Raw genomic sequence first — 19,473 nt, forward strand, 5'->3', positions numbered from 1 at the left:
CTTGCTTGGATCAGACCTGGGCGGTGCCATGCGAATCGACGCACTTCCGGATCGGCGTCGTTCGTGGCGCGGGCGGCAGCCCGGACACGGGATCCAGCCGCTGGGACCGGACGAACGAATGCGGGACAGTGAGGCCATGACGATCTCCGCCGCCAGGTTCCTACCTGGACTCGAACTGTCGGGAATCCTGTACGAGGAGGCGGTCCGGCCGATCCTCCGGGACGCCTTTCCGGGCCTGTCGTACGCGGCCGCCCGGGTCGGCAGCGGATCCGAGGTGCTGGGGTTCGACTCGCCGAGGTCCGTCGATCACGACTGGGGCCCGCGGCTGGAGATCTTCCTGAACGCCGAGGCCAAGGTCGAACACGGTGCCGGCATCCGTCGCCTCCTGGCTGAGCGCCTCCCGAAGCAGGTGCGGGGATGGCCCACCCACTTCCAGGAGAGCGACGATCCACTCGATCCGGTCGGGCACATGCGGAAGACCGACGGCCCGGTCAATCACCGGGTGGACCTGCACGACGTCGACGGATGGCTGGCCGCACGGCTCGGACTCGCCTCCGCCGAGGCGGAGTTGGACGTACGCGAGTGGCTGGCGCTTCCCCAGCAGCGCCTCGCCGAGACCACCGGCGGGATCGTGTTCCATGACGGGCTCGGCTCCCTCACCGGCGTGCGGCGCAGACTGGCCTGGTATCCGGAGCAGGTGTGGCGCCATCTGCTGGCCTGCCAGTGGCAGCGCATCGCGCAGGAGGAGTCGTTCGTCGGGCGCTGCGCGGAAGTCGGTGACGACATCGGCTCGGCGGTGGTGACCGCACGCCTGGTGCGGAGCCTGATGCACCTCTGCCACTTGCTGGAGCGGCGGTACGCGCCCTACGACAAGTGGCTCGGCAGCTCGTTCAGCCGGCTGGCGACGGCGGAGTCGCTCGGCCCGACGCTCCGCGGCGCGCTGGCGGCGACGGACTATCCGGCCCGGGAATCCCACCTGTGCGATGCCTACGAGGCCGTCGCCTCCCTGCAGAACGCATCCGGCCTCATCGCACCGGTGGACCCGGGGCGTCGGCCGTACCATGCGCGCCCGTTCCTGGTCCTGCGTGCCGAGCGCTTCGCGCAGGCACTCGCGCGGACCGTGACGGACCCGGACCTTCGGGAGCTGCCCCTGGTGGGCGGCGTGGACCAGTGGACGGACAACGCCGACCTGCTCAGCCGACCCAGCGCCGTCCACGCCGCGATCCACGCCATCGGGTGACCGCAGGACATCGGTCCGGCACCTGGCCGAGAAGGAAGGACGCCGTGTCGGCCCGGGTGAGGGCCAGGCCCTTGGCCACCGGCTCGCGCGCAGCAGCCCGCGGCGTTCGCCGCGCTCGGGCTGGGCGGACCGTCACTCCGCCCGGCCCGCCGACGCCCGTCAGGCGGTTCAGAGGTGGGCGAGCGACCTCGCCCACCTCTGAACCGCCCGCCCTGATCCGGGTGTGGCCCGCAGGGTGCCGGAGGGGCTGGCCCCACCTCCGGTACGCATGCCTGCCGCATGGGCAGCCGCACGCGGCCCGGCCAGGCTTGCCCCATGACGAACTGGAACCGCAGGACGATGATTCTGACGCTCTGTGCCACCGCCGTGGTCGCCGCCACGATGACCGCTTCCCCGCCGGCCGCCCGGGCGGCCGGCGGGCAGGGCACGCCCGTTCCACAGCTCGACTGGCACCCGTGCGAACTGCCCGCGGGCACCGCCGGACCTGCCGGACAGGAGTGCGCGACCCTGCCGGTGCCCCTCGACTACTCCCGCCCCGACGGCCGCACCGTCCCGGTCGCCGTCTCCCGGCTCCGCAGCGACAGGCCGGCGCACCGGCGCGGCACCCTGGTGGTGATTCCGGGCGGACCCGGCTCGTCCGGCGTGCAGCGTCTGGCGCAGAAGGGCGCCGCGTTGCAGGAGGCGCTGGGCGGGGCGTACGACCTCATCAGTCTCGACCCGCGCGGAGTCGGCGGCAGCGTCAAGGCACGTTGCGGTATCCCGGCGGCGGACCGCCGGCTGGTGACGCTGCGGTCGTGGCCCTCTCCGGACGGCGGGATCGGGGAGAACACCGCGCGGTCCCGCCGGACCGCCGAGTCCTGTGCGGCCAACGGCGGAGCGGTGCTGAGGTCGTTCACGACCAGGAACGAGGTCCGTGACATCGACCGCTTCCGACAGGCGCTGGGCGAACGGAGGCTTTCGGTCTGGGGTACGTCGTACGGGGCCTACGTCGGGGCCGTGTACGGACAGACGCGGCCGGGCCGTGTCGACCGCCTGGTCCTCGACAGCACGGGCGACCCCGACCCGTCGCGGGTCGCGCGGGGGTGGCTGGAGAACATGGCGCGGGGCGCCGCCGACCGTTTCGCGGACTTCGCGCACTGGTCGGCGGAGCCCGCCCGCGAAGCGGAGGGGCTGCGGCTGGCGCCGCGCGCCGAGGACGTGGAGCAGCTGTTCCTCGCGCTGGCCGAGGAGCTGGACCGCGACCCGCGCGACTCGGGGACGCCGGGTGTCCCGCTGACGGGCAACGGGCTGAGGCAGGCACTCCAGAACGCCCTGTACAGCGACCGCGCGTTCCCGGCGTTGGCACGCCTGATCCAGGAGGCCCGGGATCCTGAGGGCGTGCCGGCTCTCCCGCCGGATCTGACCCAGACCATCCCGGACGAGGACGCGTCCCTCATGGTCGCGACGATCTGCAACGACGTGCGCTGGCCCGGGGCCGGTTCCGGATACGCGGAGCGGGTCGCCGCCGACCGGGCGCGGTACCCGCTGACGGCCGGGATGCCCGTCAACATCACCCCGTGCGCCTTCTGGAAGGACACCCCGGCCGAGCGGCCCGCGCGGATCACCGACCGGGGGCCGTCGAACATCCTGATGGTCCAGAGTCTGCGCGATCCCGCGACCCCCTACGCCGGCGCACTGAAGATGCGTACGGCGCTCGGCGACCGCGCCAGGCTGGTCACCGTCGGCCAGGGAGGGCACGGAATGTACCTGGGTAACGGCAACGCGTGCGGCGATCGCGCCGTGACCCGCTTCCTGACGACCGGGCACCGCCCCGCACAGGACACCGACTGCCCGAACTGACCCGGACCGGTCTCACCCGGCGACCGGCGACCGACGACCGGCGGACGCCGCTCCGCTCCGCGCCGCGATCCGCCGGCGATACGACGCCGTCGGTGACCGGCTTCCGAGCGGGAGGCGGGCAGCTCAGGGACTGTCCGCCTCCCACGCCCAGCGCTTCGGGTCGGTCTTCACCGGGCCGTACACGGCACGGCCTCCCGCGCCGAACTTCCCGAGCTCCGTACCGAGCGCGGCTCCCACGGCGAGGCGTTCCCCGGGCCAGCCGGTCACGTCCAGGAGCAGCCCGTCGAGAGGCCCGCCGACCAGTTCCACGTAGTCGTGTCCCGGCCGTGGACCCGGATCGGGGTCGTCGTGGTCGGCGCCGTAGACACGGCGCCTCATGAGTTCGTCCATGCCTCCAGCATCACAGCCACCACTGACAGTGCGCCGCCTGTGAGGTCGCACGCCCGGTCCGTCATCCGTGGAGGGGAGGGCGCCAGACCGTGAAGTCACTGATCCTGAAGTGGCTGGTGACCGTCCGGAACGCGAAGTGTCCGCTGGTGTAGGGCTCCGGGTCCTGATGGTCGAACACGAGGCGGCCGTTGTTCCACCACTGCACCGTCGAGCCGTCCGAGACGATCCGGACCCGGTTCGGCTCGTTGGCCGTCAGCAGCGGGGCCGTGTAGTCGAGCAGGAGGGGGCGGTTGCCCGCCTCACCGACGTAACGGCGCAGCCTGGAGGTGGTGTTGGAGTTGGCCCCGTAGCCGACGTAGTAGGTCTTCAGGTGGTCGTACTCCGCGAGGGCACCGCCGCGTGCGGTGCCGAAGAGGTCGTGGGGTGAGCGGACGTCCGTGGCGTTCCAGAAGTTGTTGAGGTCGGACACCCTGTCGTTGGCGCCGCCCTCGGACACCGCGGTGGCCGTGTACTCGATCTCGTACGGTCCGCTGAGCCTGCGGTCGAACCACACCGTGGCACCGCTCGGTACGTCGATGTCGAGGACACCGTCCGCGGCGGTCACGCTCCCGCCGTCCTGGAGCTCGGAGGTCCACCGGCCGGTTCCGGAGCGGAAAGTGTCCTGTGCGAGCGGGGTCCAGGCGCGGTCTGGGCCCGTGTCGGTCCGGATCGCCGGCCGGGGCGGGTTCTCGGAGCCGTAGCCGAGGTGGTAGTCCGTGAACGTGGACTGGAGATAGCCGCGCACGGTCCAGCCGAGGCGGTAGGCGGGGTTGTGAGCCAGGGTGTAGAGGCGCGTGGACGTGGGCTCCGTCGTGGTGTAGAGGCGCAGAGCCGTGTGGTCGTCGGTCTCCGCGAGGATCTCCTCCCGCCAGTCGCCGAGGACGTCCCCGTAGAAGGGGGTGGCGTTGCGCGCGCCCGCGACGACCCCGGCCGGATCGAACAGGCGGGTGCTGCTCTCCGCGGCGGGGTTCCACTTCTCGACGTACGTGCGGTCCAGGAGTTCGGCCCCCTTGTCCCCGTCCCACCAGATGCGGAAGTTGACCGAGGGCGTCGTACCGGAGACCTTGCCGTCCCGGACGTTGCGGACGCCCGCACCCGGTGCGGAGACGTCGGCGGTGGAGGTCCAGTATTCGAGGCCCGGGTGGCGGGGGTCGATGTCGGCGGTGGTGCCCCGGCCGACGTCGAGTTCGGCCTCGCTCGCCGGGTCGGCGGGGTGCTCCCCCGTCACCAGCCGTTCTCCGGTGTCCGCGTCGTAGTAGTACCAGGGGAAGCGTGACACGACACCGAGTTCCGACTGCTGGACGGCGAATCCTTCGAGGCCTGGCCTGGCGGGGTCCAGGTCGGCGATGTGGAAGCGGTCGCCGTGGCCGGCGCCGTCGATGACGTAGCGCAGGGTGCCGTCGCTGTTGACGACGTAGTTGCCGTCGGCGATGTCGTCCTTTCCGTCCCGGTCGACGTCGACCGTCCGGATCTGGTGGAAGCTCGTGGCCCCGCTGTCGGACGGCACGGCGAACTTCCAGCGCGGTTCCAGGGCACGTCCGTCGAAGTCCCAGGTCTGGATCAGTGTGCGGAAGGCTCCGCGCTTGGCGCCCACGCGGGTGACGAGCTTCGTCACCAGGCTCGGGTGGATCCCGTCGAGGTAGGCGATGCCGAACTGGCCGCCGGAAGGCCCGTCGGCGGTGAGGTCGTCGGGCACCGGCCGCCTCGTCCGCTCGGTACCGGTCGCGCCGTCGACCACGGACACGAACTGCTCTGCGGGCGATGCCGCCTCGACGCTCTCCCCGTCGGCGAACGTGGTGCCGTCCGCGGTGTGGACGAGCACCTCGGCCCGGCCGTCGCCGTCGAGGTCGTAGACGGTGACGTTGTCGTCGTTGCGGAATCCGCCGATGGGCGTGGACCCGCTGATCGCCGCCGGGGCGGGATCGTTGGCCCCGTTTCCGGAGACCTGGGTGTACGAGCCGGGGCCCTGGTCGATCCGCCACAGACGGTCGCCGGCGAGGGTGTACGCCTCCAGGAGATCCGGGCGGTCCCGGGTGCCTGACAGTCGGCTGACCACGAGCTCGTAGCGGCCGTCGCCGTCGAGGTCACCGGGCCAGGCGTGCTGCACGGTGTACCCCCCGGCTTCGGACAGGGGGATCTCCGCGTAGCCCTTCCCGAAGTCCAGCGCGGCGCCGCTCGGCTTCCTCTCCCGGCCGTCCACGACCACGCGCACGGTGTAGGTGCCGCGGCCCCGGCCGTTGTCCTGGTACGTGGTGGACGCGGTGACCGGCCGGTGGTTGAGCCGCTTGCCGCCCCGGTAGACGTTGAAGGCGACGCCGGAGCCGTACTCGGTGCCGAGCAGCCTCCAGCTGAGGAACGTCCCCTTGCCCGAGGGGACGGCCACGAGTCCCCGGTCGAGGTTCTCCACAAGGCGACGGGGCTGCGCATCGGTGTCCGGGCGCAGGCCGGGAGCGGCGTGCGCGGTGGGGGTGGCGAGCAGGCCGGCGAGAGCGGCCACGGCGCTCACCGCCGCGATTCTGCGGCGCCCGGGACGGACGGGGAGCATGGTGGGTCCTCCGAAGATGGAAAGCGCTGTCTACGAAGATCCACAGTGCAGCGGCGGTTCCGTGGTGTCGACGTTTTCCCTCGGGCTGCCACGTGACCGCAATGTGCCGCTCACATCCCGCGTTCGCGGAATACGGCCGCGAGCGCCTCGGCGATGCCCGGCGGCTCGGCCGTGGACGCGCAGCGCGGAGGGGGTACCGGATGCCGCAGCCGTCGTGTGGCAGCGTGGAGGCGCGCCTTCCGGATCACCAGGTGTGGTTCACCGTCATGAGGAGGGCGCAGCACGAGACAGAGGAGAGAACATGTCGAAGCCGCCGCTTCCCGATGCCGCGGTCGCCATGCTGCGCAAGCCCAACCCGGCTGTCATCGCCACCCTCCGTTCCGACGGCCAGCCGGTGTCCACGGCCACCTGGTACCTCTGGGACGACGGGCGGGTGCTGGTCAACATGGAGGGGGGCCGCAAGCGCCTCGACCATGTGCGCCGGGACCCGCGCGTCACCCTGACGGTGCTCGACGACTCCGACTGGTACACCCATGTCACCCTCATCGGACGTGTGGTCGAGATCAGCGACGACGAAGGGCTCGCCGGCATCGACCGGCTGTCCCGGAACTACCTCGGGCAGCCGTACGCGGACCGGGAGCGCGGCCGGGTCAACGCCTGGATCGAGATCGACCGCTGGCACGGCTGGGGCGGCTTCCGGGACAGCTCCCAGGCGGCGACGTAGTACGCCGGATCCAGTGAGGGCTCGTGGTGTCAGAGGCGGCCAGTAGCCTCTGACACCATGGGAACGCGGATCGACGCAGCGGTCGGTCGTCCGGTCGACGACGAGACGGAGAGGGCCCTCGGACCGGCCGCGGGACGAGAACCGGACCGAGCCGGAACAACGGGAGCAGGCCCGTGACGTCCGTCAGGGCTTCATGCATCCGAAACAGACGGCGGCGCTCGAGGAGTTGCTCGCCCGGGAGCCATCCGTCGACCAGCGGTGACGCGTCGGCGCAGGCCCTTGGCCCGGCGCCGGCAACACCGTGTCCACCGGGCCCATGTACGGCTGGAGCCGCGCGCACACTCCCTCCCCCACCGGACGCGCCGCCCGGGGCCCGGGTGGGGTAAATGGTCGAAGTAGAGGCCGTACTGGCGTTTCGAAGTGCCCTGCGGCCCCTTCCTGGGCGACGGTGGGTCTCCTTCGGAGCTCACTGTGGCGCCCCGCCGTCCCGGCCCGGCCGAGGACGTTCCGTCCGGCCGGACACACCGGCCCTGTCGAGGAGAATCCATGAACTGGACACTTGAGGTCATCCCGGTCCCCGTCACCGACATGGACCGGGCGAAGGCGTTCTACACGGAGAAGGCAGGTTTCAGGCTGGACCTGGACGACGAGGTCGCGCCCGGAGTGCGCATCATCCAGATGACGCCGCCCGGATCGCGGTGTTCGATCGCGATGCTCCAGGGAATGCCCCCCTTCCCCGGCGAGCAGGTGATGGCCCCCGGCACACTGCATGGTCTCCAGGTCTGCGTGACGGACATCGAGGCGGCGCGCGAGCAGCTGGTGGGCAAGGGCGTGGACGTCTCCCCGGTCCGGCACGTCGGCGCGACGGGCTGGGAGGAGGGCAAGGGGGGCACCTGGAACTCGTTCATGTCCTTCGCCGATCCGGACGGCAACGGATGGGTGGTCCAGGAAGCGCCCTCGGAGCTGTCCGAGCGCTGATACCCCGTCATGGCGGGTGCGCGGGAACACCGTTCCCGACGTCAGGTGGCGTGGGGGTCGAAGGGGATGCCGGCCGGGAGTGCCTTTTCCAGATGCGCGGCGAAGTTGCCGTCCTTGAGCCCGAAGACCGCGCTGCCGAAGTCGGCCTGGACCAGCTTGTCCCGCAGACCGGCCGGGTAGCCGTTCCAGCCGACGAGCCCCGGGTACCGCCACTCGTAGTAGTGGTTCTCCGGTGGCTCGTCGTTGGTGTTCGCGGGTCGGAAGCAGTGGGTGCTCACACCGTCCTTGTGGTACACGATCTTGGCGTGCGTGCCGTCCCAGCGGATTCGGTCACGGGCGTGGACGTCGAAGTCGCCGTGGGCCGAGGTGGACACGTAGCGGGCCTCGTTGTTCTGGATCCAGACGACGACGTGTTCCCAGTCGTGCCGGTGTCCGCCGAGTCCGCTGCCGGCCACGGCCTGGTCCTTCTCGAAGTAGAGCCCGTACATGACCGCGCACCACCCGTTGTTGCACAGGGAGCGGGCGTAGCCGTTGGTGTTGTCCAGGTCCACGGCGTCCCGGCAACTGCCGTTGACCGCACCACTGGTCTTGAGGCCGGTGGCTATGGCCCCGTCGGGTCCGATCGCCGGCGTGGGGTAGCAGCCGTCTGTGTCGTAGTCGAACGCCGGCTGGAAGGCCTGCTCCATCGCGTCCGCGTTCGCCGGCAGCGCGGCCGGCGGTGCGGCCAGCGCGCTGGTCGCCGAGGCGAGGACGAGTGTGATGGCGCTGCTCACGACGAGGGCGGCCTTGCGGATCGGTGCGCTGCTTCTCACTGCGTCCTCCCGGTCGGCGCGTGGCGGTGGGGGCACGCGCGCTACGCCTGACATGCCCATCACAATCACCTTGAACCCTGCGGGTGGACGTGATGTCGGACGCCGGGTGCACGCGGGCATCCACGCGCCGGAACGCTCAGCGGCGGCGCGCGGCCGCGGCGGCCGGGGGCGTCGAGCCCGGCGTACCGCCCTGAGCGGCCTTGCCCGGACGCAGGGTCCACGGCACCGGTTCGGTGTTCGTCAGCCACCCGTCGGCGATCAGCCGGCGGATGACGTGGATCCGCAGTTCGCGGGACATCTTGCCCCATCCCAGCGCCTTGCAGAGCTGTTTGACCGAGGGACCGTGGCCGTGCTCGGCCCGGAAGGCCGCTGCGAACTCCGCCGCGGCAGGCCCCTGGTCGGGGTACTTGGCCTCCCAGACTCCGTAAGCCGTGCGAACCTTCTCCTGGAACTGGGCCGGAACCGCCTTGCGCATGAACGCCTCCGACACCCTGGCCGTGGAGAGGGAGCACTCGGGGCAGCGCTCGACGGCTTCGACGTGGCGCCGCAACGCCACGCTCGCCCGGTCCTTCCACTCTTCCCAGCTCGGCAGTTCCTCCTCCGGCGGGCGTACGGCCGGAGGGGTGTCGGCGCGGGGACGCGTTCCGGACAGATGCCGGACACTCTCGCCCAGCAGATACCGGCTGCCGTCCAGCTCCCGCAGGAACCCCTTGGCGAGCAGTTCGGGCAGGACGGCCACGCAGTCGTCCGGCAGATGAGCGGGCAAGGTGCCGTACTCGTCGGCCGGCCCGTGGGCTGCCAGGAACAGCGCCGCCAGCCGGACGGCGGAGGATCCCTTCTTGACCGGCTTGGCGGCGAGGGTCCTGGTCGTCCAGCCCGAGACCCTGGACCGCATCACCTTGCCGAAGGGCAGGCGAGGGTCCGGCCCGCCGCCGAGGTCGGGCACGGTGATGCCGACCGGCATGACCGTGTCCCCGCCGAGCAGAGCCTCCTGCCCCTGCCAGCCCAACGCGGCGAGGGCGGTGACGGCCGCCTCCGGGTCGGCCAGGCGGAGGGATCTAAGGTCCTGCCCCGTGAGGTTGCCGATCCCGCTCCGGGCCGCCCGGATGGCGACGACCACGGCGAGGAGTCGCGCGTCGGCCCCCTTCAGCGGCAACGACCCCAGATACGCCAGGAGCGCGCGTGCGGCTTCCCCCTGACGAGGTGTCAGCAGGAAGGGGTTCGGCTTCACCGCCGGTGCGGCCTGGACAGGGGGCGCGCTGGAAACTGAAGAAGACACGGCCTGTACAACGAGCGTGAGGGCCCGAGGTCACCGTTCTTGTGGTGTACGGGTTCGGGCTTCCGGCTCGCGGGTTCGGCAGGCCTGCCCGGGCGTGATGGACCGGACCTGCCCGGGCGGGTGGAGCGCCCTCACCCGGACGTGGCGGAGCCGGCCCGCCCCAGGTCGCGGAGCAACGCGATCTCGGCCATGTGGTGGATGAGTCCGGGGTCGGCCCCGGCGAGGACGACGATGAACGGGTGTGTCCCGGACGATCCGGGGCCTCCCGTCCGAACCACGGTCCCGGGCCTTCCGTCCGGCCATGCGATGGGTAGGGTCGCCGCATGGCTGTCCTCGAGCGCCTTCGCCCCGATCACGCCCCGGCCCTGCTCGCCTTCGAGCGGCAGAACCGCGGGTACTTCGCCGCTTCGATCCCGGACCGGGGAGACGACTTCTTCACCGGGTTCGACGCTCGTCACACCGAGCTGCTCGCCGAACAGGCCGCGGGGTTGCTCCACTTCCACGTCCTGGTGGACGGCGGCGGCGCCGTGCTGGGGAGGGTCAACCTCGTCGATGTCGCAGGCGGCTCCGCCGAGCTCGGGTACCGGATCGCCGAGCACGCGGCGGGGCGGGGGCTGGCCACGTCGGGGGTGCGCGAGGTGTGTGCGCTCGCCCTCGATCGGTACGGTCTGACCGCCCTGCGGGCGGAGACGACGGTGGACAACGCCGGTTCCAGGGCCGTGCTGGCACGGACGGGATTCGTGGAGACGGGTGCGATCACGCTGGTGGGGAAGCCCGGCCTGCGTTTCACCCGCGATCTGGTGGAAGCGGGACACTGAGCTGCGGCGACCGTCGGCATCCGCACGCCCCGGACACGGATCGGTGGCGCACCGCGCGCCGCGGTACGCCACCGACGAGTCCGTCCGTGCGGTGATCAGTCGTCGTCGATCTGCTCGTCCGTGATCGTGCCCTTGGCCGCGTCGACGTCGAAGGTGGTCTTGTTCCAGTCCTTGGTGACCACGTCGACCTGCCAGACCAGAACGTTGCTGTCGTTCTCGTCGAGGCCGATCGAGGTGACCCAGCCCTGCGTCTTGTCCGTGGCGACCTTGGCGGCCTGCTGAGGCGTCTGCGTGGCCTTGGAGAGCTGGTCCGCCAGCTCCTGCTTGTCCGCGTCGCTCTGATCGGCGTCCGGGCCGGAGTCGATGACGGCTCCGGACACCGCGTCGATGGTCACGTTGTGTGCCGTGCCGTCCTTCTCGGCGACCTCCGCGACCCACTTCGGGCCGGCGGAGCTGCCACTGGGGCTCGGGCTGCCGGACGCGCTCGGGCTCCCCGACGGGCTCGGGCTGCCGCTGGGGCTCGGGCTGCCGCTCGCGTCGTCCTCGTCGTCGAGGCCCTCGAGGTCCAGATCGGTCAGCTTGCCACCGGACACCTCACCGACGGCCGTCGTGGCGGCCTTGTCGTAGGTGACCTTGACGGTCGAGAGCAGGTCCTTGCGCTCGGTCTGGTCCTCGGTCAGCTGCGCCGTCCCGGAGGGACTGCCCGAAACGCTCCCGGAGGGGCTGGTCGTCTGGTTCGGAAGGACCTTCGCGGCCTCGGAGGTCTCCGCGGCGGTCTTGTCGCCGCTTTCCTGACCACAGCCGGTCACGAGGGTGGCGGCAAGAGCAGCGGCGCACAGGGCACCGCCGGCGACGCGGAGCCGGCGGGTACGCGGGGAAACGGTCTTGTTTCGACGGGGCTCAAATCTCATGCTGGCATCCCTAGCCGCCTCCGCGAACAGTCATGTTGTCCGACCGGCGGGTGTCACCCGATCGACGGCGCCGTCCGCCCATTCGGCGTGTCGTGCGACTCGCCATGGACACGTCTGTACATGCGTAGGGCGCCGGTCCGTCGGAACCGGCGCCGTCGTCGGGGACGCGCTGTGGTGTCAGGCGGTCAGCTGGACCTCGGCCGGGCCCGCCGCCGTACCCAGCGATCCCGCCGAGGGAACGGCGCTCAGCTGCGCCGACGCTGCGGCCAAGGCGTCGGGCACGGCCCTGGTCCCGGTGGTGACGCAGAGAGTGTAGGAGACGTCCTCGAGTTGACGGCTACTCTCGGAAGTGCCCAGCCGTGCATGGGCGTTTCGCAGTGTCTCGTAGCGCTTGACGAGATTCCGCAGCGTTGCGGGATTGGCCATCAGCACGGCAGTTCCTCTCCACAGGGCGGCCGGGAGCCCGTGGGCCCCGCGCCGACGAAATCCGATCGCGCCGGCGGTGCCGCCTGGCGTCACGGGCGGCCGTGCGAAGCTGACAGCACGCGTCCGGTCCCTTGCAGTTGATGGTCGCTCCGCCTCACCCATTCCGCATCCGCAGTCACGTACGGTCACGCGGCCCGTTTCCCGGGGCGCCGCACGCCTCGGTGGGAAACAATGGAGGGACGGGCCGACGGCTGCCGCCGGGCCCGGTCGGGAGGTCGGTCATGGATTACCCGGAGAGTTACGAACTCATCTTCCAGGCGGGCGGCGCGGAGGACGATGTCGTCGCCGTCCATCTCACGGCGCGTTCGGGCGCCGGCGGTTACCCGGTCTACGAGGACGAGACGGGAATCGTGCGCGCCGAGATCAGTGAACGGGGCGAGGTCCGCATGCAGGCGAGCGGAGGCCACCAGGTTCTGGGAGTACCCCTGCTGGCCCGGCCACTGAGCCCCGGGGGCACTCCCCGCGGCGCCGACTGACCGGTCCGGAAACGGCTCGGCGGACGTGCGGCACGTCCGTTCCTGCCCGCTTCTCGTCCGAATGTGTTTACTTTCCTGAGGTGCGACCGTAGTCTGCCGATGAAACCACAGACTCGGGCATGAACGGATACGCAACCACATGTACGCACCGGAGCGGCAGCAGGAGATCCTCCGCATCGCCGGCGAGAGCGGCCGCGTCGACGTCCTGTCCCTGGCCGAGCAGTTCCAGGTGACCGCGGAGACGGTTCGGCGCGATCTCAAGGCCCTCGACCGGGCGGGACTCCTGCGCCGGGTGCACGGCGGTGCCATCCCCGCCGGGCGGCTCGGTTTCGAACCCGACCTGGCTGAGCGCGACACCGTGGCCGCCGACGAGAAGGACCGCATCGCCGCCGCCGCGCTGGGTGAACTCCCCACCGAGGGCAACATCATCATCGACGCCGGGACGACGACCGTCAGACTGGCGGCCGCCGTCCCGATCGACTCGCGCCTCACCGTCGTCACCCACGCCCTGCCGGTGGCAGCACGTCTGTCCGACCATCCCGGGATCGCGCTGCATCTGGTGGGCGGCAGGGTCCGTCACCGCACCCGCGCGGCCGTCGACGCCTGGGCGCTGAGCGCCTACGCCGAGATCAACGCGGACGTCGTCTTCCTCGCCACCAACGGTTTCTCCCCCGAAGGCGGTCTGACCACCCCGGATCTGGCGGAGGCCGCCGTGAAGCGCGCCGTGATCGCGGCTGCCCGCCGAGTGGTGCTCCTCGCCGACTCGGGCAAGTCCGGTCAGGAGCATTTCGCGCGGTTCGGCGATCTCTCCCACGTCGACCTGCTGATCACCGATACGGGGCTCAGCCCCGAGGACGCCCGGGCCATCGAGAGCCGGGGCACGGAAGTGGTACGCGCATGATCCTCACCGTCACCCCCAACCCCAGTCTGGACCGCACCTACGAACTGCCGGGGCTGACCCGTGGCGCCGTCCTGCGGGCCACCGCCGACCGCGTCGACCCCGGCGGCAAGGGCGTGAACGTCTCCCGGGCCGTCGCCGCCGCCGGGCACCGCACCGTGGCCGTCGCGCCGCTCGGCGGTCCGGAGGGCGCCCTGCTGGCCCGGCTCCTCGGGGAACGCGGCATCGAGGCCGCCGGGGTCCCGATCGCCGGCAGCACCCGGGTCAACATCACCCTGGTCGAGCCGGACGGCGCGCTCACCAAGGTCAACGCCCCGGGGCCCGACATCACCCCCGCCGAGGCCGAACGCCTGCTGGACACCGTCCGGGTGCGGTCGGCGGGCGCCGACTGGATCGCCTGCTGCGGCAGCCTGCCGCGCGGACTGTCTCCGCGGTGGTACGCCGAGCTGGTCGCCCGCGGCCGCCGTGCCGGCCTCCGGATCGCTCTCGACACCTCGGGCGCCGCGCTGATGGCCGCGCTGCCCGAGCGGCCGGACGTGATCAAGCCGAACACGCAGGAACTCTCCGAGGCCGTGGGCCGTCCGCTCGCGACGGTCGGTGAGGCGCTCAAGGCGGCGCAGGAGCTGTGCGAGCTCGGGGCGCGCTCCGTGCTCGCCAGCCTGGGGGCCGTGGGCCAGCTGCTGGTGGAACCGTCCGGAGCGTACTTCGCCGTGGCACGGGTGGACGCGGTCCGCAGCGACGTCGGCGCGGGAGACGCCTCCCTCGCGGGGTTCCTGTCCGCCGGCGGGACGGGCCGGGCCGCTCTCTCGGCCGCGGTGGCCCATGGCGCGGCAGCCGTGCAACTGCCCGGGAGCGCCATGCCGACCCCCGCCGACCTCGATCCGTCGGCGGTGGTCACCACCGCCGACGTCCCCCTGGACCTGGCCCTGACGGAGCGGTCCCCGTGACCTCCGCACGCCTGTCCTGCCGTACGACGCCCCCGTCCCCCGAAACCGCCGCCCGGCGGTCCACGAGCAAGGAGCCCCGCGATGAGTGAGCTCATCACCGCGGACCTGGTCGACCTCGATCTGTCCGCCGAGACGAAGAGCGCGGCCGCCCGTTCACTGGCCGGACGAATGGTCGCGGCCGGCCGTGTCACCGACCTCGACGGCTTCCTGGCCGATGTGGCGGCCCGTGAGGCCCAGATGCCGACCGGTCTGGACGGCGGCATCGGAATCCCGCACTGCCGGAGCGAGCACGTCACCACGCCGACCCTGGCCTTCGGCCGCAGCGCGCGGGGCATCGACTTCGGGGCGCCGGACGGGCCCGCGGACCTCGTCTTCCTGATAGCCGCGCCCACGGGCGCGGACGACGACCACCTCACCATCCTCTCGGGCCTGGCACGACGGCTCATGGACCCCGGATTCACCGGCGCGCTGCGGGCGGAGACCGACCCGGCCGCAGCCGCGGCCCTGGTCCGCGGCGAAGAGGCGGCCGCACCGGCCGCGGGCACCGAGGACGCTGTCGCGGCGGCCCCGGAGACGACCGAGCCGTTCCGGGTCGTCGCCGTCACCTCCTGTCCGACCGGTATCGCGCACACCTACATGGCCGCGGAGTCCCTGGAGGCGGCGGCGCGCGCCCAGGGGGTCGTGCTCCACGTCGAGACGCAGGGCTCGGCCGGCTTCGAGCGGCTGGACCCTGCGGTCATCGCCGCTGCCGACGCGGTCATCTGGGCGCACGACGTCGACGTGAGGGAGAGGGCGCGGTTCGCCGGGAAGCCGGTCGTCGACACCGGGGTGAAGGCCGGGATCAACCGGCCGGCCGAGCTGATCGCCGAGGCCCGCCGCAAGGCCGAGCGCGGTGAGGTCGGCAGGATCGCCGGCCCGGGCGACGAGACCGGCACCGGTCCGGAGGGAGCGTCCGCGAACCTCGGTGTGCGGCTGCGTACCTATCTGATGTCCGGCGTCAGTTACATGGTTCCTTTCGTCGCGGCCGGAGGACTGCTCATCGCGCTCTCCTTCGCCATCGGCGGCTACGAGATCGCGAGCGCGAAATCGGTGGCGGACCACTTCGTCTGGGGTGAGGCGGCCGGCTGGGCCGCCCTGCTCAACCAGATCGGCACCGCCGCCTTCGGCTTCCTGGTCCCGGTGCTGGCGGGGTACATCGCCTACGGGATGGCGGACCGGCCCGCACTCGTCCCGGGGTTCGTCGGCGGCTCCGTCGCGCTCACCGTCGACGCGGGCTTCCTCGGCGGTCTGGTCGCGGGTCTGCTGGCCGGCGCCGTGGTGATGGCGATCCAGCGGGTGAAGGTGCATCCCACGCTGCGCGGCATCATGCCGGTGCTGGTGATCCCCCTGCTCGCGTCGATCGCGGTCGGCTTCCTCATGTTCATCGTGGTCGGCAAGCCGATCGCCTCGCTCCAGAACGCTCTCACCGACTGGCTGAACGGGCTGTCGGGGTCCAACGCGGTCATCCTCGGCGTCGTCCTCGGCCTGATGATGTGCTTCGACATGGGCGGCCCGCTGAACAAGGTGGCGTACGCCTTCGCGGTCGGCGGGCTGGCCGACCCGACGCCCGGCAGCCTCAAGGTCATGGCCGCGGTGATGGCGGCCGGCATGGTGCCTCCGCTGGCGATGGCGCTCGCCACGACCGTACGCCGCGGGCTGTTCACCCGGACCGAGCGGGAGAACGGCCGCGCCGCGTGGGTGCTGGGCGCCTCATTCATCACCGAGGGGGCGATCCCGTTCGCGGCTGCGGATCCCCTGCGGGTGATCCCGTCGGTCATGGCCGGCGGCGCGGTCACGGGCGCACTGTCCATGGCCTTCGGCTGCACGCTCCGCGCCCCGCACGGTGGTGTGTTCGTCGTCCCGCTCATCGGCGAGCCGTTCCTCTACCTGCTGGCGATCGCCGTCGGCACCGCGGTGTCCACCGCGCTGGTCGTCGTCCTCAAGGGCATGCGGCGCACCCCCGCGTCCGCCGCACCGGCCGACGACGGATCGGGCGTCGCCGTGGCCGTCTGATCCACGCCCCTCCCTGTACGACATCCCTCTTCACCCAAGGAGTGCACCCGTGTACCAGCGCACCGTCTCCGTAGGCTCCCGCAGCGGCCTCCACGCCCGTCCCGCCTCGCTCTTCGTCCAGGCGGCCGTGCGCCAGCCCGTCCCCGTCACCGTGGGGCGCGAGGGAAATACCCCGGTCGATGCCCGGAGCATGCTCTCCGTGCTCGCTCTGGCCGCTCAGCACGGTGATCTGCTGGTGCTGTCCGCCGAGGGCGAAAGCGCGCCCGATGCCGTCGATGTGCTGGCTACGCTCCTGTCCGAAGACCTCGACGGCAAGGACTGACAGTGACCGAGTTGTGGGATGCGGCGGGTGAGGGCGTACTGCCACTGCCCTCGGGACGGCTCGTGCGGGGCCGCGGTCTGAGGCGTCCGCTTCCCGAGGGGGCCGAACCCACCTTCGCGGTTCATCTCCTGGGTGGTCCCCCGCCTCCCGTCGCGTGGGAGTCACGGTGGCTGCGCTGGCCGGACTTCCGGCTGCCCGCCGACCGGAAGGCGGCACGCTCCGTGCTGAGGGAGGCGTGGAGCCGCGCTCCGGGTGAGCGGGTCGAGGTCGCGTGCGGAGGGGGCCGGGGACGGACGGGCACGGCTCTCGCCTGCCTGGCCGTGCTGGACGGGGTCCCGGCGGAGGAGGCGGTCGCCTACGTACGCCGGAACTACCACCCCAAGGCCGTCGAGACGCCCTGGCAGCGGCGTTACGTGGTGCGCTTCGCGGGGGGCTGACCGGCTGCCGCGGCGCCGGTCATGGAGGTCACTCCACCGTGTGCGGAGCCGGAACCGTTGCTCCGCCGCCGGCGCGTACCGCCTCCACGACGCTCTGGTGGAGGGATCTGCTCGCTTCCTCCGAGGGGCACGGCACCGGACTGCCGGCCAGTGTGAACCAGTCCGAAGCGCCGCTGTACTGCACGGCGACCTCGGCCAGCTCCTCGGTCCACGTCGTGTGCACGGTGAGATCACCGCTCACGACACCAATCTCTTCGGTGCGCACTCCGCCGGTTCCCGCGAAGACACCGAGGGTGGTCCACGATGCCCAGTTCATGACGCGTCGCCTTTCGGGACAATGACAAGCCTGTCAAGCGGACTTGTTGTCGAGTATGGCACCGGGAACCATCACCCGCACGGGTGTGCCCGTGAGTATCCGCCCGGTGACTCCGGGACGCCGTCACGGATGCATGGACGCGCCCTTGAGGATCTTGTCGACGGCGTTGCGCGGGCCGTACACGGCCAGGCCCACCAGGTCCATCGTGTCCCTGCGCACCGCGCGCACGGCGGCCCTGTTGGCCTCGTCGTGGCCGGTGGCGAACAGGTCGGAGGTGAAGACGGCCGTGGTGACGCCCCGGCCGACCGCCTTGCCGTGCGCGCTCGTCAGGAGCTCCTTGGACCCGGCGAAGACGAGGACGGGCTGCCGGAACATGGGCAGGTACGGGGTGTCGTCGGCGTCGGCGTACGGTTCGCCGATCACCTCGGGCAGCCGGGTACCCAGGCCGCTCACCAGGAAGGCGGTGACGTTCAGCCGCTGCCAGGTCTCGAGGTCGTCACGGAGCAGCACAGCGATCTTGGTGTCGAAACGTACGGGTGCGTTGTCGTCGGTCATGGCAAGGAGTCTGCCGAGCCCGGCCCCCGGACGTCTTGTACGAAGTTTGCGTGCCGGCCGGTCCGGAGCGCTCTTGTACGATTCGTCCATGGGAGCACGTCCGGACATCACCGCGTGGCGCCCGCGCGTCGAGGGGATCGACGAGGTCTTCCACGCGCACTTCGCCGACCACGCGTACCCGATGCACACGCACGACGCGTGGACGCTGCTCATCGTCGACGAGGGAATGGTCCGCTACGACCTGGACCGTCATGAGCACGGGGCACCCAGTTCGGTGGTGACGCTGCTGCCTCCGCACGTCCCTCACAACGGCGGCGCCGCGACCCCCGGCGGGTTCCGCAAGCGCGTGCTGTACCTGAACACCTCACAGATCGACGCGGACCTCGTCGGGCGTGCGGTGGACCGGCCGGTGCTCCGGGATCCGCTGCTGCGCCGGCGGGTCGATCAGCTCCACCGCACGCTCGAGCGTCCTGGGGACGAGATGGAGGCCCAGAGCCGCCTCGCGCTCGTGTCCGAGCGTCTCGCAGGGCACCTGCGCGACGAGTCCGTCTCCCCGCGGGTGCCCGACCGCCGCATCGCGTACGCGCTCCGGGATCTGCTGGACGAGCACGTCGTCGAAGGGGTGACGCTCCGCGAGGCGGCGGAGCGGCTGCACTCCCACCACACCCATCTGGTGCGGGCCTTCGGCCAGGAGTTCGGCATGGCTCCGCACCAGTACCTCACGGGGCGCCGCGTGGATCTGGCCCGCCGCCTGCTGCTCGGGGGTATGCGGCTGCCGGAGGTCGCGGCCTCGGCCGGGTTCTACGACCAGTCCCACTTCTCGCGGCACTTCAAGCGCGTGGTCGGCACGAGTCCCGGGCACTACGCGCGCCCCTGAGCCGAGGCGGCTCAGCGGCGCTCGAGTGCCCCGCGGACGAACGCCGCCTGACCCGCGTGCTGCAGGTCGTCGGCGATGACGCTGATCAGCCGCACGCCGAGGGTCACCGGGGGCGACCAGGAGTCGTCCACGACGCGGTCGAGGGCCCGCCCGTCGAGGCCCCGGACGAAGTCCAGCGTCTGCTCGCTGACGGCGTCGAAGTACCCGAGGAGCAGGTCGGGCGAAGCCACCCGCACGGAACCCACCTGGGCGCTGCTGTGGCCGTAGCCGGTCGCCCCCTTCTCGAGGGGCAGCTCGAAGCGGGATGCCCAGTCCTGCGCGAACCAGATCTGCTCGGTTCCCGCCGCGTCGGCGACGTGGTCGTCCTGGACGCGCGTGAGGTGCCACACGAGCCAGGCGATGGAGTTCGCGTCGGCGTCGAGTCTGGCGTTGAGGTCCTCGGCCGGGAGACCCTCGACTGCGGTGTGCACCGCTTCGTGGACGCGGTCGAACGCGTCGGCGAGAATGCCTGCACTGTTCATACGACCACCAT

The 19,473-nt window shown here is 71.6% G+C and carries 21 protein-coding genes and 2 pseudogenes; 12 read left to right on the forward strand and 11 right to left on the reverse strand.

The features are described from left to right. Positions 1–136 precede the first annotated feature (136 nt). The gene (locus tag OG488_RS01845; RefSeq protein ID WP_329225230.1) at positions 137–1,240 is read left to right on the forward strand and encodes a DUF4037 domain-containing protein; all 1,104 of its coding nucleotides are present in this window, start codon (positions 137–139) and stop codon (positions 1,238–1,240) included. Positions 1,241–1,555: 315 nt separating this feature from the next. Then, positions 1,556–3,079, forward strand: coding sequence for an alpha/beta hydrolase (locus OG488_RS01850; RefSeq protein WP_329225232.1), 1,524 nt, complete (start codon positions 1,556–1,558; stop codon positions 3,077–3,079). A 123-nt stretch (positions 3,080–3,202) separates the two neighbouring features. Here OG488_RS01850 and OG488_RS01855 read toward each other — a convergent pair whose 3' ends face one another. The 3 genes and pseudogenes from OG488_RS01855 to OG488_RS01865 all read right to left on the reverse strand — a co-directional run. Beyond that, positions 3,203–3,469, reverse strand: coding sequence for a hypothetical protein (locus OG488_RS01855; protein WP_329225234.1), 267 nt, complete (start codon positions 3,467–3,469; stop codon positions 3,203–3,205). Between the two features lie 61 nt (positions 3,470–3,530). Next, positions 3,531–4,139 (reverse strand): annotated as a pseudogene (locus OG488_RS01860) (DUF6250 domain-containing protein); the annotation flags it as partial. A 102-nt stretch (positions 4,140–4,241) separates the two neighbouring features. Next, a pseudogene (locus OG488_RS01865) lies at positions 4,242–6,053 on the reverse strand (rhamnogalacturonan lyase family protein); the annotation flags it as partial. Between the two features lie 301 nt (positions 6,054–6,354). On the opposite strand from OG488_RS01865, the gene OG488_RS01870 reads away from it, so the two are divergent. After that, the gene (locus OG488_RS01870) at positions 6,355–6,777 is read left to right on the forward strand and encodes a PPOX class F420-dependent oxidoreductase (protein WP_329225236.1); all 423 of its coding nucleotides are present in this window, start codon (positions 6,355–6,357) and stop codon (positions 6,775–6,777) included. Positions 6,778–7,323: 546 nt separating this feature from the next. Beyond that, positions 7,324–7,755 (forward strand): VOC family protein, encoded by a 432-nt coding sequence (locus tag OG488_RS01875; protein WP_329225238.1) that lies wholly within the window; start codon positions 7,324–7,326, stop codon positions 7,753–7,755. Positions 7,756–7,796: 41 nt separating this feature from the next. Here the strand turns inward: OG488_RS01875 and OG488_RS01880 are convergent, their stop codons facing one another. The 3 genes from OG488_RS01880 to OG488_RS01890 form a co-directional block, all read right to left on the reverse strand. Next, positions 7,797–8,567 (reverse strand): NPP1 family protein, encoded by a 771-nt coding sequence (locus OG488_RS01880; RefSeq protein WP_329225240.1) that lies wholly within the window; start codon positions 8,565–8,567, stop codon positions 7,797–7,799. A gap of 136 nt (positions 8,568–8,703) precedes the next feature. Then, complete coding sequence (locus tag OG488_RS01885; RefSeq protein WP_329225242.1) at positions 8,704–9,846, reverse strand: hypothetical protein; 1,143 nt, start codon at positions 9,844–9,846, stop codon at positions 8,704–8,706. Between the two features lie 131 nt (positions 9,847–9,977). Beyond that, positions 9,978–10,124, reverse strand: a complete 147-nt coding sequence (locus tag OG488_RS01890) for a hypothetical protein (RefSeq protein WP_406460533.1) — start codon at positions 10,122–10,124, stop codon at positions 9,978–9,980. Positions 10,125–10,169: 45 nt separating this feature from the next. Here OG488_RS01890 and OG488_RS01895 point away from each other — a divergent pair, with 45 nt between their 5' ends. Further along, complete coding sequence (locus OG488_RS01895; protein WP_329225243.1) at positions 10,170–10,664, forward strand: GNAT family N-acetyltransferase; 495 nt, start codon at positions 10,170–10,172, stop codon at positions 10,662–10,664. Between the two features lie 95 nt (positions 10,665–10,759). Here OG488_RS01895 and OG488_RS01900 read toward each other — a convergent pair whose 3' ends face one another. After that, the gene (locus OG488_RS01900) at positions 10,760–11,575 is read right to left on the reverse strand and encodes a PepSY domain-containing protein (protein WP_329225245.1); all 816 of its coding nucleotides are present in this window, start codon (positions 11,573–11,575) and stop codon (positions 10,760–10,762) included. Positions 11,576–11,752: 177 nt separating this feature from the next. Then, positions 11,753–12,007, reverse strand: coding sequence for a DUF5133 domain-containing protein (locus OG488_RS01905; protein WP_329225247.1), 255 nt, complete (start codon positions 12,005–12,007; stop codon positions 11,753–11,755). Between the two features lie 275 nt (positions 12,008–12,282). Between OG488_RS01905 and OG488_RS01910 the strand changes: the two genes are divergently transcribed. From OG488_RS01910 to OG488_RS01935, 6 genes are all read left to right on the forward strand, one after another. Continuing rightward, a complete protein-coding gene (locus OG488_RS01910; RefSeq protein ID WP_329225248.1) occupies positions 12,283–12,537 on the forward strand; it encodes a DUF6296 family protein in 255 nt (84 codons plus the stop codon). Positions 12,538–12,676: 139 nt separating this feature from the next. Then, complete coding sequence (locus OG488_RS01915) at positions 12,677–13,438, forward strand: DeoR/GlpR family DNA-binding transcription regulator (RefSeq protein ID WP_329225250.1); 762 nt, start codon at positions 12,677–12,679, stop codon at positions 13,436–13,438. Then, entirely contained in the window at positions 13,435–14,382 is a 948-nt protein-coding gene (gene pfkB / locus OG488_RS01920) for a 1-phosphofructokinase (RefSeq protein ID WP_329225252.1), read from the forward strand. Before OG488_RS01915 ends, pfkB begins: the two co-directional genes overlap by 4 nt. A gap of 81 nt (positions 14,383–14,463) precedes the next feature. Next, the gene (locus OG488_RS01925) at positions 14,464–16,434 is read left to right on the forward strand and encodes a PTS fructose transporter subunit IIABC (RefSeq protein ID WP_329225254.1); all 1,971 of its coding nucleotides are present in this window, start codon (positions 14,464–14,466) and stop codon (positions 16,432–16,434) included. A 49-nt stretch (positions 16,435–16,483) separates the two neighbouring features. Continuing rightward, positions 16,484–16,756, forward strand: a complete 273-nt coding sequence (locus OG488_RS01930; protein ID WP_329225256.1) for an HPr family phosphocarrier protein — start codon at positions 16,484–16,486, stop codon at positions 16,754–16,756. Positions 16,757–16,758: 2 nt separating this feature from the next. Further along, positions 16,759–17,193 (forward strand): protein-tyrosine phosphatase family protein, encoded by a 435-nt coding sequence (locus OG488_RS01935; protein ID WP_329225258.1) that lies wholly within the window; start codon positions 16,759–16,761, stop codon positions 17,191–17,193. 28 nt (positions 17,194–17,221) lie between these two features. On the opposite strand, the gene OG488_RS01940 is transcribed toward OG488_RS01935, so the two are convergent. After that, a complete protein-coding gene (locus tag OG488_RS01940; protein ID WP_329225260.1) occupies positions 17,222–17,509 on the reverse strand; it encodes a hypothetical protein in 288 nt (95 codons plus the stop codon). 123 nt (positions 17,510–17,632) lie between these two features. Beyond that, positions 17,633–18,064, reverse strand: coding sequence for a DUF2000 domain-containing protein (locus tag OG488_RS01945; protein WP_329225262.1), 432 nt, complete (start codon positions 18,062–18,064; stop codon positions 17,633–17,635). Between the two features lie 88 nt (positions 18,065–18,152). Here OG488_RS01945 and OG488_RS01950 point away from each other — a divergent pair, with 88 nt between their 5' ends. Next, positions 18,153–18,941, forward strand: a complete 789-nt coding sequence (locus tag OG488_RS01950) for a helix-turn-helix transcriptional regulator (RefSeq protein ID WP_329225264.1) — start codon at positions 18,153–18,155, stop codon at positions 18,939–18,941. Between the two features lie 11 nt (positions 18,942–18,952). On the opposite strand, the gene OG488_RS01955 is transcribed toward OG488_RS01950, so the two are convergent. After that, on the reverse strand, positions 18,953–19,462 hold the full coding sequence (locus OG488_RS01955; protein ID WP_329225266.1) for a mycothiol transferase: 510 nt from the start codon (positions 19,460–19,462) through the stop codon (positions 18,953–18,955). Positions 19,463–19,473: the final 11 nt, after the last annotated feature.

The organism is Streptomyces sp. NBC_01460 (assembly GCF_036227405.1).
Classification (GTDB): domain Bacteria; phylum Actinomycetota; class Actinomycetes; order Streptomycetales; family Streptomycetaceae; genus Streptomyces.

Excerpts from the sequence above, each read along its gene's own strand:
- OG488_RS01850 (WP_329225232.1), top strand. The coding sequence starts at position 1,556 with ATGACGAACTGGAACCGCAGGACGATGATTCTGACGCTCTGTGCCACC.
- OG488_RS01955 (WP_329225266.1), bottom strand. The coding sequence starts at position 19,462 with ATGAACAGTGCAGGCATTCTCGCCGACGCGTTCGACCGCGTCCACGAA.
- OG488_RS01945 (WP_329225262.1), bottom strand. The coding sequence starts at position 18,064 with ATGACCGACGACAACGCACCCGTACGTTTCGACACCAAGATCGCTGTG.
- OG488_RS01870 (WP_329225236.1), top strand. The coding sequence starts at position 6,355 with ATGTCGAAGCCGCCGCTTCCCGATGCCGCGGTCGCCATGCTGCGCAAG.
- OG488_RS01915 (WP_329225250.1), top strand. The coding sequence starts at position 12,677 with ATGTACGCACCGGAGCGGCAGCAGGAGATCCTCCGCATCGCCGGCGAG.
- OG488_RS01950 (WP_329225264.1), top strand. The coding sequence starts at position 18,153 with ATGGGAGCACGTCCGGACATCACCGCGTGGCGCCCGCGCGTCGAGGGG.
- OG488_RS01845 (WP_329225230.1), top strand. The coding sequence starts at position 137 with ATGACGATCTCCGCCGCCAGGTTCCTACCTGGACTCGAACTGTCGGGA.
- OG488_RS01855 (WP_329225234.1), bottom strand. The coding sequence starts at position 3,469 with ATGGACGAACTCATGAGGCGCCGTGTCTACGGCGCCGACCACGACGAC.
- OG488_RS01925 (WP_329225254.1), top strand. The coding sequence starts at position 14,464 with ATGAGTGAGCTCATCACCGCGGACCTGGTCGACCTCGATCTGTCCGCC.
- OG488_RS01910 (WP_329225248.1), top strand. The coding sequence starts at position 12,283 with ATGGATTACCCGGAGAGTTACGAACTCATCTTCCAGGCGGGCGGCGCG.
- OG488_RS01875 (WP_329225238.1), top strand. The coding sequence starts at position 7,324 with ATGAACTGGACACTTGAGGTCATCCCGGTCCCCGTCACCGACATGGAC.
- OG488_RS01895 (WP_329225243.1), top strand. The coding sequence starts at position 10,170 with ATGGCTGTCCTCGAGCGCCTTCGCCCCGATCACGCCCCGGCCCTGCTC.
- pfkB (WP_329225252.1), top strand. The coding sequence starts at position 13,435 with ATGATCCTCACCGTCACCCCCAACCCCAGTCTGGACCGCACCTACGAA.
- OG488_RS01900 (WP_329225245.1), bottom strand. The coding sequence starts at position 11,575 with ATGAGATTTGAGCCCCGTCGAAACAAGACCGTTTCCCCGCGTACCCGC.
- OG488_RS01940 (WP_329225260.1), bottom strand. The coding sequence starts at position 17,509 with ATGAACTGGGCATCGTGGACCACCCTCGGTGTCTTCGCGGGAACCGGC.